Origin of the sequence: Polaromonas sp. CG_9.7 (genome assembly GCF_015752205.1) — a bacterium.
GTDB lineage: Bacteria > Pseudomonadota > Gammaproteobacteria > Burkholderiales > Burkholderiaceae_C > Polaromonas.
In genome coordinates this window covers 132294-146653 of record NZ_JADOVG010000005.1, presented here as the reverse complement: position 1 = coordinate 146653, position 14360 = coordinate 132294, and the positions used below count along the sequence as shown (strand labels likewise).

Annotated in this window: 14 protein-coding genes; 8 read left to right on the top strand and 6 right to left on the bottom strand. The window is 60.4% G+C overall.

Translation table 11 applies throughout. The features are described from left to right. Positions 1-46 precede the first annotated feature (46 nt). The 3 genes from dnaJ to grpE form a co-directional block, all read right to left on the bottom strand. On the bottom strand, positions 47-1189 hold the full coding sequence (dnaJ, locus tag IWX87_RS07080; protein WP_196862819.1) for a molecular chaperone DnaJ: 1143 nt from the start codon (positions 1187-1189) through the stop codon (positions 47-49). Positions 1190-1373: 184 nt separating this feature from the next. After that, complete coding sequence (gene dnaK, locus IWX87_RS07075; protein WP_196862818.1) at positions 1374-3308, bottom strand: molecular chaperone DnaK; 1935 nt, start codon at positions 3306-3308, stop codon at positions 1374-1376. A 144-nt stretch (positions 3309-3452) separates the two neighbouring features. Beyond that, positions 3453-4025, bottom strand: coding sequence for a nucleotide exchange factor GrpE (gene grpE, locus IWX87_RS07070; protein ID WP_196862817.1), 573 nt, complete (start codon positions 4023-4025; stop codon positions 3453-3455). 180 nt (positions 4026-4205) lie between these two features. Here grpE and IWX87_RS07065 point away from each other — a divergent pair, with 180 nt between their 5' ends. Beyond that, complete coding sequence (locus IWX87_RS07065; protein ID WP_196862816.1) at positions 4206-4370, top strand: hypothetical protein; 165 nt, start codon at positions 4206-4208, stop codon at positions 4368-4370. Here the strand turns inward: IWX87_RS07065 and IWX87_RS07060 are convergent. From IWX87_RS07060 to IWX87_RS07050, 3 genes are all read right to left on the bottom strand, one after another. Continuing rightward, a complete protein-coding gene (locus IWX87_RS07060; RefSeq protein WP_196862815.1) occupies positions 4357-4686 on the bottom strand; it encodes a helix-turn-helix domain-containing protein in 330 nt (109 codons plus the stop codon). The genes IWX87_RS07065 and IWX87_RS07060 overlap by 14 nt on opposite strands. Positions 4687-4911: 225 nt before the next feature. Next, positions 4912-5985 carry a Gfo/Idh/MocA family protein gene (locus IWX87_RS07055; RefSeq protein WP_196862814.1) on the bottom strand — a complete coding sequence of 358 codons (1074 nt, stop codon included), beginning with the start codon at positions 5983-5985 and terminating at the stop codon, positions 4912-4914. Between the two features lie 107 nt (positions 5986-6092). Continuing rightward, positions 6093-6920, bottom strand: a complete 828-nt coding sequence (locus IWX87_RS07050; RefSeq protein WP_196862813.1) for a FadR/GntR family transcriptional regulator — start codon at positions 6918-6920, stop codon at positions 6093-6095. A gap of 137 nt (positions 6921-7057) precedes the next feature. Here IWX87_RS07050 and IWX87_RS07045 point away from each other — a divergent pair, with 137 nt between their 5' ends. The 7 genes from IWX87_RS07045 to garD all read left to right on the top strand — a co-directional run bounded on the left by IWX87_RS07045 (position 7058) and on the right by garD (position 14357). Then, on the top strand, positions 7058-7867 hold the full coding sequence (locus tag IWX87_RS07045; RefSeq protein WP_196862812.1) for an NAD(P)-dependent oxidoreductase: 810 nt from the start codon (positions 7058-7060) through the stop codon (positions 7865-7867). A 7-nt stretch (positions 7868-7874) separates the two neighbouring features. Then, positions 7875-8795: an SMP-30/gluconolactonase/LRE family protein gene (locus IWX87_RS07040; protein ID WP_196862811.1), complete on the top strand. Its 921-nt coding sequence runs from the start codon at positions 7875-7877 to the stop codon at positions 8793-8795. A gap of 22 nt (positions 8796-8817) precedes the next feature. Beyond that, positions 8818-9807, top strand: a complete 990-nt coding sequence (locus tag IWX87_RS07035; protein WP_196862810.1) for a TRAP transporter substrate-binding protein — start codon at positions 8818-8820, stop codon at positions 9805-9807. Between the two features lie 69 nt (positions 9808-9876). After that, positions 9877-10404, top strand: coding sequence for a TRAP transporter small permease (locus IWX87_RS07030; RefSeq protein ID WP_196862809.1), 528 nt, complete (start codon positions 9877-9879; stop codon positions 10402-10404). Next, complete coding sequence (locus IWX87_RS07025; RefSeq protein WP_196862808.1) at positions 10404-11687, top strand: TRAP transporter large permease; 1284 nt, start codon at positions 10404-10406, stop codon at positions 11685-11687. Before IWX87_RS07030 ends, IWX87_RS07025 begins: the two co-directional genes overlap by 1 nt. Before the next feature lie 182 nt (positions 11688-11869). Continuing rightward, positions 11870-12781 (top strand): 5-dehydro-4-deoxyglucarate dehydratase, encoded by a 912-nt coding sequence (gene kdgD, locus IWX87_RS07020; RefSeq protein WP_196862807.1) that lies wholly within the window; start codon positions 11870-11872, stop codon positions 12779-12781. A 16-nt stretch (positions 12782-12797) separates the two neighbouring features. Then, the gene (garD, locus tag IWX87_RS07015) at positions 12798-14357 is read left to right on the top strand and encodes a galactarate dehydratase (protein ID WP_196862806.1); all 1560 of its coding nucleotides are present in this window, start codon (positions 12798-12800) and stop codon (positions 14355-14357) included. Positions 14358-14360 lie beyond the last annotated feature (3 nt).

Below are 14360 nucleotides of genomic sequence, written 5' to 3'. Positions count from 1 at the left end.
AAATGCCGGATTCAATCCGGCATTTCGAAACATCAAAGGCAGCTTGTCAGGCGCCGAAGAAGTTCTTCAGCTTGTCGGTCCAGCCTTCCTCGCTGGGTGAGTGCTTGGCGCCGCCTTTCTTGATCGACTCGTCGAGCTCCTTGAGCAGTTTGCGCTGGTGCTCGGTCAGCTTCACCGGCGTTTCCACCGAGATGTGGCAATACAGGTCACCCGGATAGCTTGAACGCACACCCTTGATGCCCTTGCCACGCAGCCGGAACTGCTTGCCGGCCTGCGTGCCATCGGGAATGTCGATGGCCGCCTTGCCCGCCAGCGTTGGCACCTCGATTTCGCCGCCCAGCGCCGCCGTGGTGAAGCTGATCGGCATCGAGCAGTGCAGGTCGTCGCCATCGCGCTCGAAGATGTCGTGCTTCTTGAGCCGGATCTCGATGTACAGGTCGCCAGGCGGGCCGCCGTTGGTGCCCGGTTCGCCGTTGCCGGTCGAGCGGATGCGCATGCCGTCGTCGATACCAGCCGGAATCTTCACTTCCAGCGTCTTGTTGGACTTGGTCTTGCCCACGCCGTGGCAGGCCATGCAGGGCGAAGGAATCAGCTTGCCGCTGCCCTTGCACTGCGGACACGTCTGCTGCACGCTGAAAAATCCCTGGCGCATCTGCACCACGCCATGGCCGTGGCAGGTCGTGCAGGTGGCCACCTTGGTGCCGGGCTTGGCGCCGCTGCCGTGGCAGATGCTGCAATCGTCCCAGCTCGGGATTCGGATCTGCGCATCCTTGCCGGTGGCCGCTTCTTCAAGCGTGACTTCCATTGCATAGCTCAGGTCGCCGCCACGGTAAATCTGCCGCCCGCCGCCCTGGCCGCCACGCTGCTGGCCACTGAACACATCGCCAAAAATGTCACCAAATGCCTCGGCAAAGCCGCCAAAACCTTCAGCGCCCGGGCCACCGCCGCCACGCATGTTGGGGTCGACGCCGGCATGACCGTACTGGTCATAGGCGGCGCGTTTTTGCGCATCGGAAAGCATTTCGTAGGCTTCCTTGGCCTCCTTGAACTTTTCTTCCGAGACCTTGCTGTCACCCTGATTGCGGTCAGGGTGGTGTTTCATCGCGAGCTTGCGGTACGCTTTCTTGATGTCATCGTCGCTGGCGTTCTTTGGAACGCCAAGCGTGTCGTAATAGTCTTTTTTGGCCATGTCTGGTCAGGCAATCATTGTTAAAAATTCAGCAGTTGGCCAAGGCAGGTGGGGCAGGCAAGACGCTGACGATGCATGCAGCGGCAAATGACAAAAGCGGAAATCCCGGATTGCTCCTGGTTTCCGCTCTTGCAATAACCATGCATTTTCATGCAGTCAGCAGGCCGTTTCCGGCCGGCTTGTCTTAGCCCTTCTTGACTTCCTTGACTTCGGCGTCCACGACATTGTCATCGGCGGCGGGCTTGGGCTGGGCCTGCTCGGCACCGGCTGGATTGCCGTCAGCGCCTTGCGAGGACTGCATGTCGGCATACATTTTTTCGCCCAGTTTCTGGCTGGCTTCCATGAGTGCAGCGTTTTTGCCTTCAATCGCGTCTTTGTCGTCAGACTTGAGGGCTTCATCCATGTCCTTGATGGCGGACTCGATCTTTTCCTTTTCGCCTGCGTCAAGCTTGTCGCCGTATTCGGCCAGGGATTTTTTAACGCTGTGGACCATGGCTTCGGCGCTGTTCTTGGCCTGCACGAATTCGACCTTTTTCTTGTCGTCTTCGGCGTTCAGTTCAGCGTCTTTCACCATCTGCTGGATTTCAGATTCCGACAGACCCGAGTTGGCCTTGATGGTGATCTTGTTTTCCTTGCCGGTGCCCTTGTCCTTGGCGCCGACGTGCAGAATGCCGTTGGCGTCAATGTCGAACGACACTTCAATTTGCGGCGTGCCGCGCGATGCTGGCGGAATGCCTTCGAGGTTGAACTCGCCGAGGCCCTTGTTGCCCGAGGCAATCTCGCGCTCGCCCTGGAACACCTTGATCGTCACGGCCGGCTGGTTGTCTTCAGCGGTCGAGAAGGTCTGGGCGAACTTGGTCGGGATGGTCGTGTTCTTCTTGATCATCTTGGTCATCACGCCGCCCATGGTTTCAATACCCAGGGACAAAGGCGTCACGTCAAGCAGCAGCACGTCGGAGCGGTCGCCGGACAGCACCTGGCCCTGAATCGCGGCGCCTACGGCGACGGCTTCATCGGGGTTGACGTCCTTGCGCGGCTCCTTGCCGAAGAATTCCTTGACCTTCTCCTGCACCTTGGGCATGCGGCTCATGCCGCCGACCAGAATCACGTCGTGGATGTCGCCCACGCTGATGCCGGCATCCTTGACGGCCACGCGGCACGGGGCAATCGTGCGCTCGATCAGTTCGTCGACCAGGCTTTCCAGCTTGGCACGGGTCATCTTGATGTTCAGGTGTTTTGGACCCGATGCATCGGCGGTGATGTAAGGCAGGTTGATGTCCGTCTGCGCGCTGTTCGACAGTTCGATCTTGGCCTTTTCAGCCGCTTCCTTCAGTCGCTGCAGGGCCAGCACATCGTTCTTGAGGTTGACGCCGGAGTCCTTCTTGAACTCGTCGATGATGTAGTCAATGATGCGCTGGTCGAAGTCTTCGCCGCCCAGGAAGGTGTCGCCGTTGGTGGACAACACTTCAAACTGCTTTTCGCCGTCAACGTCGGCAATCTCGATGATCGAGATGTCAAACGTGCCGCCACCCAGGTCATACACGGCAATCTTGCGGTCGCCCTTTTCCTGCTTGTCCAGGCCAAAGGCCAGGGCGGCAGCGGTCGGCTCGTTGATGATGCGCTTGACATCCAGGCCGGCAATACGGCCGGCGTCCTTGGTGGCCTGGCGCTGGGCGTCATTGAAGTAGGCCGGCACGGTGATGACCGCGTCAGTGACGGGTTCGCCGAGGTAGTCTTCGGCCGTCTTCTTCATTTTGCGCAGGATGTCGGCGCTGACCTGCTGGGCAGACAGTTTTTTGCCGCGCACTTCAATCCAGGCATCGCCGTTGTCGGCGGGCACGATGGCGTAAGGCATCAGGCCGATGTCCTTCTGGACTTCTTTTTCTGCGAACTTGCGGCCAATCAGGCGCTTGACGGCATACAGCGTGTTGCGTGGGTTGGTCACGGCCTGGCGCTTGGCCGAGGCGCCCACCAGCACTTCGCCGTCTTCCTGGTAGGCGACGATCGACGGCGTGGTGCGGGCGCCTTCCGAGTTTTCAATGACGCGGGGCGTGTTGCCTTCCATGATTGAGACGCAGCTGTTGGTCGTGCCCAAATCGATGCCGATGATTCTTCCCATGATTTACTCCAGTTTATTATTTCGTTAGGTTTTTGATGCCGGCTCAGTCACTGTTGGCTGCCGGGTTCATCAGGCTGCTGAAGAATTGCGGATAAGTTTTGCAAGTTCAAGAGCAGTCAACATGTTTTGGCCGTTTATTTGTACTTACTGCGGCGCCGCCACGGTGACCAGCGCAGGGCGCAGTACACGCTCGGCGATCAGGTAGCCCTTTTGCAATACGGTGACTACGGTGTTGGCTTCCTGCTGCGGCGCAGGCACCATGCTGATGGCCTGGTGCTGGTGCGGGTCGAACCTGGCGCCGGCTGCGGGATTGATCTCCAAGACCTTGTTGCGCTCCAGTGCGCTTTTGAGCTGCTTCAAGGTGGCTTCGGAGCCTTCGCGGAGCTGCTCCAGCGTGGCTTCTTTCAACGCCAGGGCTGCTTCAAAGCTGTCGAGCACCGGCAACAAGCTCTCGGAAAAACTTTCAAGGGCGAACTTGCGTGCCTTGGAAATCTCGTCGTCGGCACGGCGCCGGGCGTTTTCAGACTCCGCCTTGGCGCGCAAGTAGTTGTCCGACAAATCGGTGTTCTTGGCCTGCAATACGGCCAGTTGGGCCTGGACGTCGGTGAGGGCGTTCATGGCTTCAAACTCGTTGGCGGCCTGAGCGGCTTCGAGTTCTTCAGCGCTGGGCGCGCCTGTCAGGCCGTCATTTTGTTCGGTTTGTTTGTTCTCGGACATGTTGGTAGTGAAGTTTCCAAAGCTGGTAAGTTAACTAACTTGGGACCACAAGCCCCTTTTCAAGACAGGGATTTGGGGATTGGTAATGAAATGTCGCCTGAACTACAAGCGTGAGGGCAGCGCCGGCAAGTCCGGCTCGGTGCGTAAAGATTGTAGAGGCGTCAAGGTCCGGCACCAACCTTGTTTGAAGATTCGATGCCGGGTTTCCAGGCTTCGGCCAAGCCAGTGAACGTGTTTGCCAATGTGCCATCCATTCGCAAAGCAGCCGCAGCCGGATACAAAAAAACAGGCCTCTTGCCTGTTTTTTTTCTTTGCGGCAGTGGCGAGTTGCTTATTCCGGGGTGACTTTGTCTGCGTTGACCTTGGCCTGGCTGACCACCCATTTTCCGGCGAAAGCCTGCAGGTCGTTCAAGCGTTTGAGCAGGTCAGCCCCGAGTGACGTCACGGTGTAGCCTTTTTCACCATGACTGAGCAGGCTTGCTGCGCGCAGCTCCTTGATGCGGGTGTTCAGGGTATTGGGCGTGATGTTGCCAATACTGTCCTGAAGCAGGCGAAAGGTTTGCGGATGGCCGTCTTTGAGTGCCCACAGCACACGCAGTGCGTAGCGCGACTCCAGCAGTTCAAGCAACTGGCTTACGGCAGCGTTTTCTTTGACACTCATTGGTTTATCTCCTCAGGTCGGTCACAGGGAATGGAAATCAAGCCTTGCAAAGGCCTGTCGGTAAATATAACGCAAAATTCATTTTGCTACGAGTTCTATAGCTGGTAATGCCCGTGCTGTGTGCATTCCGAGACAAAACTGGCAAAAATATGCGTGCTGTCATGGTCTGTCTGTGCATTTCCGGAGTCGCTCGATTCAGAGGTCGTGATTACTTCAGCGCTGCATTCATGCTGGCTGGTGCGCGGTCGGCAGGCTGATCGTGCAGCCGGCCCTTGACGATTCCATGATGCTTTCAATCACCTGTTGCACACCCAGCGCTGAGCGTCCGCTGACTGCCGGCGTTCGTCCGGACTGCACTGCACGGATGAAATCCTGCAGCACCGTTCGGTGAGCCGCATGGTCGAATGCCATGGGGTCGGCGCCACCGCCCGAGCCTTGGCGCGCGCCCAGCGCCAAGCGCTTGCCGCTGGCAAACAAAACCTGCAGCTCGCCCGATTCCAGCGTTGCGGTGCCCAGCGTGGCATTGAATTCAATGCGCTCCGGAAACCCTGGGTAGGCTGCCGTGGTGGCTTGCACCACGCCGATGACGCCGCCCGCGTAATGCAGCAGCGCCGCTGCCGTGTCCTCGCTTTCCATGCGGTGCACTGGAGAGGTCGCCGTCAGGCCGGTCACGCGCTCGGGCAAACCGGTCAGGCTGAGCAGCAGGTCCAGCGTGTGGATGGCCTGGGTGATCAGCACGCCGCCGCCGTCCCGCGCCAGTGTGCCTCGCCCCGGTTCGTTGTAATAACTTTGCGCACGCCACCAGCGCACCGACGCGCTCGCGCTGATCAGCCGGCCGAGTTCGCCCGCGTCGAGCAAGGCCTTCAGGCCCACGGCGGCTTCACGCAGGCGGTGCTGCAGCATCACTGCGAGCGTGACGCCTGCGGTTTCGCAAACCTGCACCAGCCGGGTGGCCCGCTCAAGGTCGATCTCCAGCGGTTTTTCGACCAGCACGTGCTTGCCGGCCTGCGCCGCCCGCTGGACGATGTCCAGGTGCGTGTTCGGCGGTGTCAGTACCAGTACGGCCTTCACACTGGCATCTTCAAGGATGTCTTCAAGCCGGGTGGTCTTGCGTGTGTGCGCCGGCACCTGGACGCCGGCAAGCCGCTCGGCGCTTCGCCCGTACACCCAAGCCAGTTCGGCTTCCCCGGCCAGGTCCTCCAGGCTGCGAAAGTGAGGCGCCGAACCCAGCCCGGCGCCAATGACGGCCAGCCGCAGACGATTCGGGGGAGGGGCGTAAGCGACCGGTTGATCTTGCATGTGCACTTGAGGGTCTTCCTGAAAGGTTTGTGTTGCCTGCGAACGTAAACCTGCATGTTGGCCCGCAACTTCAACCGATTTATACCAATGGACTGATTTCACACCGCTTACTTCAAAGCGCCTTTGTCAGGCTGATCCGAAGGCTGCAGGGTGTGGGCGTTGTTTCCCTTGCGCAAGCGTTCACGGCTGTTTGACAAATGGGTCCGCATGGCGGTGCGGGCGGCTTCCGGGTCCTGGTCACGGATGGCGTTGTAAATGCTTTCGTGTTCGGTGTTGACGCGCTGCAGGTACTTCATCCGCCCCTCGGGGGCGTTGTGCGCCGTGTTCACCCGGGTGCGTGGAATGATCATGGTGCCCAGGTAGGTCATCAGGTCGGCAAAGTGCCGGTTTCCGGTCGAGCGCGCAATTTCCATGTGGAACTGGAAGTCGGGAGGCACGGCGTCCGAGTCCCGGTTGATCGAGTCCCGAAACGCATGCAGCGCGGTTTCCAGTGCCGTCAGGTTGTCGGGCGTTCTTCTTTGCGCGGCCAGACCAGCCGCTTCGGTTTCCAGGCTGATGCGCAGCTCCAGTACCGAAATGACATCGGTGATGGTCGCGAAGTCGTCCGCTGCAATCTTGAAATTTCCCGATTCTTCGGGAGACAGCACAAAGGTGCCAATGCCATGCCGCGTCTTGACCAGCCCGGAAGCCTGGAGCTTGGACAGGGACTCCCGGACCACCGTGCGGCTGACATCGAACTGCGCCATGATTTCGGCTTCGGTCGGAAGTTTTTCGCCCGGCTTCAGCTGTCCCGCGCGAATGCTGGCCGCCAGGCTACTGACAATTTCGCCCACCAGTCCGCGCGGCCGGCGCGCACGCGGCAGTTCGTCGCGGGCCGGGTGCGCATTGCCGTAATCGACGGTTTTGGCTGGACTAGGTGTTTTCCATGAGCTCATTTAAAAACCATTGACAAGTTAAAAAGACAATTAGACAATTTAAGTCATCAGACAACGTACGACTGATGACCGATGCGTTTGACTCTATCAAATCTGATGGAATTGTCCAGTGTTTTACAAAGAAACGGCCTCGATAAATGACGATAAAAGTGCATGACAAACTGTTGCTGACCGGCGCGGCCGGCGGTTTGGGAAAAGCCTTGCGAGAACGGCTCAAAGCCAATTGTTCGGTTCTGCGCCTGTCCGATATTCAGGCTTTTGGCGAGGCCGCCCCAGGCGAGGAAATCGCCTTGGGGGACTTGGCAGACGCAGCGACAGTCGATGCCATGGTGGCTGGCGTGAATGCCATTGTTCACCTGGGCGGCGTGTCGGTCGAAGGCCCGTTCGCACCGATCCTGCAGGCCAACATCGTGGGCGTCTACAACCTTTATGAAGCGGCCCGCAAGCATGGCGTCAAGCGGATCATCTTCGCCAGTTCCAACCATGTGACCGGCTTTTACCGCCAGGACGAAACCATCACAGCCGACCATCCGGCCCGGCCTGACGGCTTCTATGGCTTGAGCAAGGCTTTTGGTGAAGACCTGTCGCGTTTTTACTTTGACCGCTTCGGCATCGAAACGGCCTGCGTGCGCATTGGCTCGTCATTCCCGGAGCCCAGGGACCGCCGCATGCTGGCCACCTGGCTGAGCTTTGACGACCTGCACCGCCTGATCACCGCCTGCCTGACTACGCCGATCCTGGGCCACAGCATCATCTTCGGCATGTCCGACAACGCCGTGACCTGGTGGGACAACAGCCGCGCCCGCCACATTGGTTTTGTGCCGCAGGACAGCTCGGACGTGTTCCGCGACGCCGTCTATGCGCGCACCACGAATCCGGACCTGAACGATCCGGTGGCCCGGTACCAGGGCGGCGGCTTCGTGGTGGCCGGCCCGTTCGGCGAGTGATCAAATCATGGTTGACGACAACATCAAGGCCGAGCTGGTGCTCGACGCGCGCAACGGAACGGGTGAAAGCCCGGTCTGGCACGGCGCGGAGCAGGCGCTGTACTGGGTGGATATTCCGGCGCGCTCCCTGTGCCGCTGGACGCCCGCCACTGGTGAGAGCCGCAGCTGGCTGGCGCCCGAGATGCTGGCTTGCGTTGCGCGCATGGGCGGATCGAATGGCTGGATTGCCGGCGCCGAAAGCGGAATTTTCTCGCTGCATTTTCAGGACGACGGACAGCTCGGCTTTGAAAGCCTGGCCCCTGTCAGCCATGCCATGCCCGGCATGCGATTCAACGACGGCCGCTGCGACCGGCAAGGCCGCTTTCTGGCCGGAACGATGTTGATGAATATGGCCGTTGGCGCAAGCACAGGTTGCATCTACAGCTATCAAAAGAGTAGTGGTTTGACGCCGCTGCTGGAGGGCTTCATCACGCCCAATGGCATGGCTTTCAGCCCGGATGGCTGCACGATGTACCTGTCGGATTCGCATCCCTCGGTGCAGTTGGTCTGGGCTTATGACTACGACATCGAGACGGGCACACCTTCGAACCGCCGGCTGTTCATCGACATGAATCCGCTGCCCGGTCGCCCTGACGGCGCGGCGGTCGATGCCGACGGCTGCTACTGGATCTGCGGCAACGACGCCGGCCTGATCCACCGCTTCACGCCGGAAGGCAAGCTTGACCGCTCGCTGGCCGTTCCGGTCAAGAAGCCGGCCATGTGCGCTTTTGGCGGCGCCGGCCTGGACACCCTGTTCGTGACATCGATCCGTCCCGAAGGCATCGATTTATCTGACCAGCCGCTGGCCGGCGGTGTGTTTGCGCTGCGCCCCGGCGTGCGCGGGCTGCCTGAGCCTGTTTTTTCACCTGTTCCTGTTCATAACTTTTAACTGGTCCTTCAAGGAGACAACCATGACTTTCCGTAGAAACTTTATTGCTGCCGCTGTCGCCGCCGTGGTCCTTTCCACCTCCTTCGGCGCAATGGCGCAAAAGATGGTGCTCAAGGCGGTGGATACCCACCCGGCCGGTTACCCGACCGTGGTCGCTGTTGAAAACATGGGCAAAAAGCTCGATGCCGCCACCAACGGTCGCATCAAGATTCAAATGTTCCCCGGCGCCGTGCTGGGCCAGGAAAAGGAAGCCGTCGAGCAGGTCCAGATTGGCGCCTTGCAGATTGCCCGTATCTCGCTGGGCGTGGTCGGTCCCGTCGCACCTGACGTCGATGTGTTCAACATGCCCTTCGTGTTCCGCGACATTGCCCACATGCGCGCCGTGATTGACGGCCCGATCGGCGACGAACTGCTGGAAAAAGTCACCAACAGCCCGGCCCGCCTGGTGGCCCTGGGCTGGATGGATGGTGGTGCCCGCAGCCTGTACACCAAGACACTGGTCAAGACGCCCGCTGACATGAAGGGCATCAAGGTCCGCATGATGGGCAACCCCTTGTTTGTCGACACCATGAACGCCATGGGCGGTAACGGTATTTCGATGGCCTACGGCGAGGTGTTCAGCGCCCTGCAGACCGGCGTGATTGACGGTGCTGAAAACAATCCCCCCAGCTTTTTCACATCGAACCACTACACCACGGGCATGAAGTACTACGCCCAGACCAACCACCTGATCATTCCGGAATTGCTGGTGATGTCCAAGGTGACCTGGGACAAGCTGTCGGCCGACGACAAGGTGCTGATGAAGAAAGTCGCCCGCGAAGCCCAGATGGAGCAACGCGTGCTGTGGGACAAGAGCGTCGCCGACTACACCACCAAGCTCAAGGCCGCTGGCGTCGAGTTCGTGCCGGTGGACCAGAAGCTGTTCTTTGATGCCACGGCGCCGGTCCGTGCCAAGTACGGCGCCAAGTTCGCTGACCTGATGAAGCGCATCGACGCCACCAAGTCCAACTAAGAACTGCGGCCTGACCGGGGCGGCTGCCAGCAATGGCTTTGCCCCGGTCATGTCCGACCGGATACCCTCATGAAAAACAACCTTCTTCGTTTTAACGACATCCTCTACCTGGCCTGCATCTGGATTTCCGGTGCGGCGGTTTTCGTGATGTCGCTGATCATTCCCTGGGGCATCTTTGCCCGCTATGTGCTGGGCACCGGCTCCCAATGGCCCGAACCCGTTTCCATCCTGCTGATGGTGGTGTTCACCTTTTTTGGCGCAGCCGCCACCTACCGTGCCGGCGCCCATATTGCCGTGGCCATGATCACCGACCGCCTGCCTGCCAGTCTGCGCTGGCTGTGCGCCCGTGCGGTAGATCTTTTGATGCTGGCCGTGGCCCTGTTCATGGTGTTCTATGGCTTCAAGCTGGTCCTGGGAACCTGGGGCCAGACCATCGGCGACCTGCCGTGGATGCCCGTGGGCGCAACCTACCTGCCGGTGCCGGTGGGTGGCCTGCTGACGCTGGCGTTCATTCTGGAGCACATATTTATCGGCTACCAGGGCCAGCGTGCAGTGGTCACCTTTGACCATGAAAAAATTGAAGTGGGAGCGACCTGATGGATGCTTTTGTACTGCTGGGCTCATTTTTGAGCCTGATGATCATCGGCATGCCGGTGGCGTATGCCCTGGGCCTGGCCGCGCTGGTGGGCGCCTGGTGGATCGACATTCCGCTCGATGCCATCATGATTGCCATTTCCAGCGGCGTGAACAAGTTTTCTCTGCTGGCCATTCCCTTCTTCGTGCTGGCTGGCGCCATCATGGCAGAGGGCGGCATGTCGCGCCGGCTGGTGGCCTTTGCCAGCGTGCTGGTTGGCTTCATCCAGGGCGGACTGTCGCTGGTCAATATCCTGGCGTCAACCTTTTTTGGCGCGATTTCAGGTTCGTCCATGGCCGACACCGCCTCGATTGGATCGGTGCTGATTCCCGAGATGGAAAAGAAGGGCTATCCGCGTGACTTCGCCACGGCCGTGACGGTCAGCGGCTCGGTGCAGGCCATCCTGATTCCGCCCAGCCACAATGCCGTGATCTATTCGCTGGCGGCGGGCGGCGGCGTGTCGATTGCCGCGCTGTTCCTGGCGGGCATCTTGCCGGGGCTGCTGCTGGGCCTGACGCTGGCCATCATGTGCCTGTTCATTGCCAAAAAACGCAATTTCCCCAAGGGCGAGCGCATTCCCATGCGCCAGGCCCTCAAGATCTGCGTCGATGCACTCTGGGGCCTGATGACCATGGTGATCATCCTGGGCGGCATCTTGTCAGGCATCTTCACGGCCACCGAGTCGGCCGCGATTGCCGTGATATGGGCCTTCTTTGTCACCATGTTCATCTACCGCGACTACAAATGGAACGAGTTGCCCAAGCTGGTGCACCGCACGGTCAAGACGCTGTCCATCGTGATGATCCTGATCGGCTTTGCCGCCAGCTTCGGCTACGTCATGACGCTGATGCAGATTCCGCAGCAGATCACCGAGCTGTTCACCAGTGTGTCGGACAACAAGTATGTGGTTTTGATGATGATCAACGTGCTGCTGCTGGTGCTGGGCACGCTGATGGACATGGCGCCGCTGATCCTGATCATGACGCCCATTTTGCTGCCCGTCGTGACCGCCATGGGTGTTGATCCGGTGCATTTCGGCATGATCATGATGGTCAACCTGGGCATGGGCCTGATCACGCCTCCGGTGGGCGGCGTGCTGTTTGTCGGCGCTGCCGTGGCCAAGCTGCCGATTGAAAAAGTGGTCAAGGCGCTGTACCCCTTCTTTGGCGCGCTGCTGCTGGTGCTGCTGGCAGTGACCTATATCCCGGCATTGTCTTTGTGGCTGCCGAACCTGCTCTTGAAATAAGCGGGCACTTTCTTAAAGGTGTTTGCCGGCTAAAACTCTTTAGTTTCACCCCTCTCTTGCGAACCGTCGCTAGCGGCCTGTTGGAGAAGGGTTCTTGCCATGGCATGAAATTCATGGCGTGCTGGCCGCTGCTTTTTTTGTTTTTCCTCGATCCCACACAAAATTTTCCTGAACAACCATCCATGAACCCGCAAGACCTCAAAACCATCGTCAGTTCCGGTCTCTTGTCTTTCCCCGTCACCGACTTTGACGCGCAGGGCGACTTCAATCCCAAGGGCTATGCCGGGCGTCTGGAATGGCTGGCACCTTATGGCGCCAGCGCGCTGTTTGCCGCCGGCGGCACGGGCGAATTCTTCTCGCTCACCGGCGACGAGTACCCGTCCATCATCAAGACGGCGGTTGACACCTGCGCCGGCAAGGTGCCCATCATTGCCGGCGTCGGCGGCTCGACCCGTTTTGCCATTGCCTGCGCTAGGGAAGCCGAGCGCCTGGGCGCCCACGGTATCCTGCTGCTGCCGCACTACCTGATGGAAGCCTGCCAGGAAGGGCTGATTGCCCATGTCGAAGCCGTCTGCAAGAGCGTGAAGTTCGGCGTCATCGTCTACAACCGCAACGTTTGCAAGTTGACTGCCGATTCGCTGGCCATCCTGGCCGACCGCTGCCCGAACCTGATCGGCTTCAAGGACGGCGTGGGCAACATTGAAACCATGTCATCCATCTTCCTGAAGCTGGGCGATCGCTTCTCGTACCTGGGCGGCTTGCCCACGGCGGAGGTCTATGCCGCCGCCTACAAGGCGCTGGGCACGCCGGTGTATTCATCGGCGGTGTTCAACTTCATCCCGAAAACCGCCATGGATTTCTACCATGCCGTGGCGAGTGACGACATGGCGACCCAGCACCGCCTGCTCAAGGACTTCTTCATGCCCTATCTGGCGATTCGCAACAAGAATCCAGGCTACGCCGTCAGCATCGTCAAGGCCGGCGCGACCCTCGTCGGCCACAGTGCCGGCCCGGTGCGTCCGCCCCTGATTGACCTTAAGCCCGCCGAGATGGAAGCGCTGGCCGCGCTGATCAAGACGCTCGGCCCGCAGTAATCAACCGGAGCTTTTCATGACCCTCCTGCCAAGCGCCCAGCCCCGCTACATCCTCATGCACGAGGCCGACAACGTGGCCATCGTCGTGAATGACGGCGGCCTGCCTGCAGGCACCGTTTTTGACAGCGGCTTGAGCCTGCGCGACAAGGTCCCGCAAGGCCACAAGGTCGCGCTGAACGACGTGCCGCAGGGTGGCATCGTGCGGCGCTACAACGTGCCTATTGGCTATGCCGTCAAAGACATGCCGGCCGCGCGCGGGCTGGACAACCTGCCCATCGCCACGGTGAAACCCGAGCCTATGGCGCCGCTGGAGGGCTATACCTTTGAGGGCTACCGCAATGCCGACGGCTCGGTCGGCAGCCGCAACATCCTGGCCATCACCACCACGGTGCAGTGCGTGGCCGGCGTGGTCGAGTTCGCCGTCAAGCGCATCAAGGACGAACTGCTGCCACGCTTCCCGAACGTCGATGACGTGGTCGGGCTGGAGCACAGCTACGGTTGCGGCGTGGCGATTGACGCACCCGACGCCATCATCCCGATCCGCACGCTGCGCAACATCACGCTCAACCCGAACTTTGGCGGCGAGGTCATGGTCGTCAGCCTGGGCTGTGAAAAGCTGCAGCCCGAGCGTCTGCTGCCGCCCGGCACGATTCAGATTGTTGATGAGCGCAACGTCGCCGATGTCGGCATGACGGCGGAGGCACCGCTCGATGTGGTCTGCCTGCAGTCGGAACACCATGTCGGCTTCATGTCGATGATCGACTCCATCATGGGCGCTGCCGAGCTGCACCTGGAGCGGCTCGATGCGCGCCGGCGCGAAACCGTGCCGGCCAGCGAGCTGGTGGTCGGCGTGCAGTGCGGCGGCAGCGATGCGTTCTCGGGCGTCACCGCCAATCCGGCGGTCGGCTATTGCACCGACCTGCTGGTGCGCGCCGGCGCCACCGTGATGTTTTCCGAAACCACCGAGGTGCGCGACGGCATCGACCAGCTCACGTCGCGCGCCAGCACGCCGGAAGTGGCACAGGCGATGATCCGCGAAATGGCCTGGTACGACGCCTACCTCGAAAAAGGCCAGGTCGACCGCAGCGCCAACACCACGCCGGGCAACAAGAAAGGCGGCCTGTCCAACATTGTTGAAAAAGCCATGGGCTCGATTGTCAAGTCGGGCAGTGCGCCGATCAGCGGCGTGCTGTCGCCGGGCGAGAAAGTCCAGCAAAAAGGCCTGAAGGGACTGGTGTATGCCGCCACCCCGGCCAGCGACTTCATCTGCGGCACGCTGCAACTGGCCGCCGGCATCAACCTGCATGTGTTCACCACCGGACGCGGCACACCCTATGGCCTGGCCGAAGTGCCGGTGATCAAGGTGGCGACGCGCACCGACCTGGCGCGGCGCTGGCATGACCTGATGGACATCAATGCCGGCCGCATTGCCGACGGCGACGCAACGATCGAGGACGTGGGCCGCGAACTGTTCCAGTTCATGCTCGACGTGGCCAGCGGCCGCAAGAAAACCTGGGCCGAACACTGGAAGCTGCACAACGCGCTGGTGCTGTTCAACCCGGCGCCCGTGACGTGACCA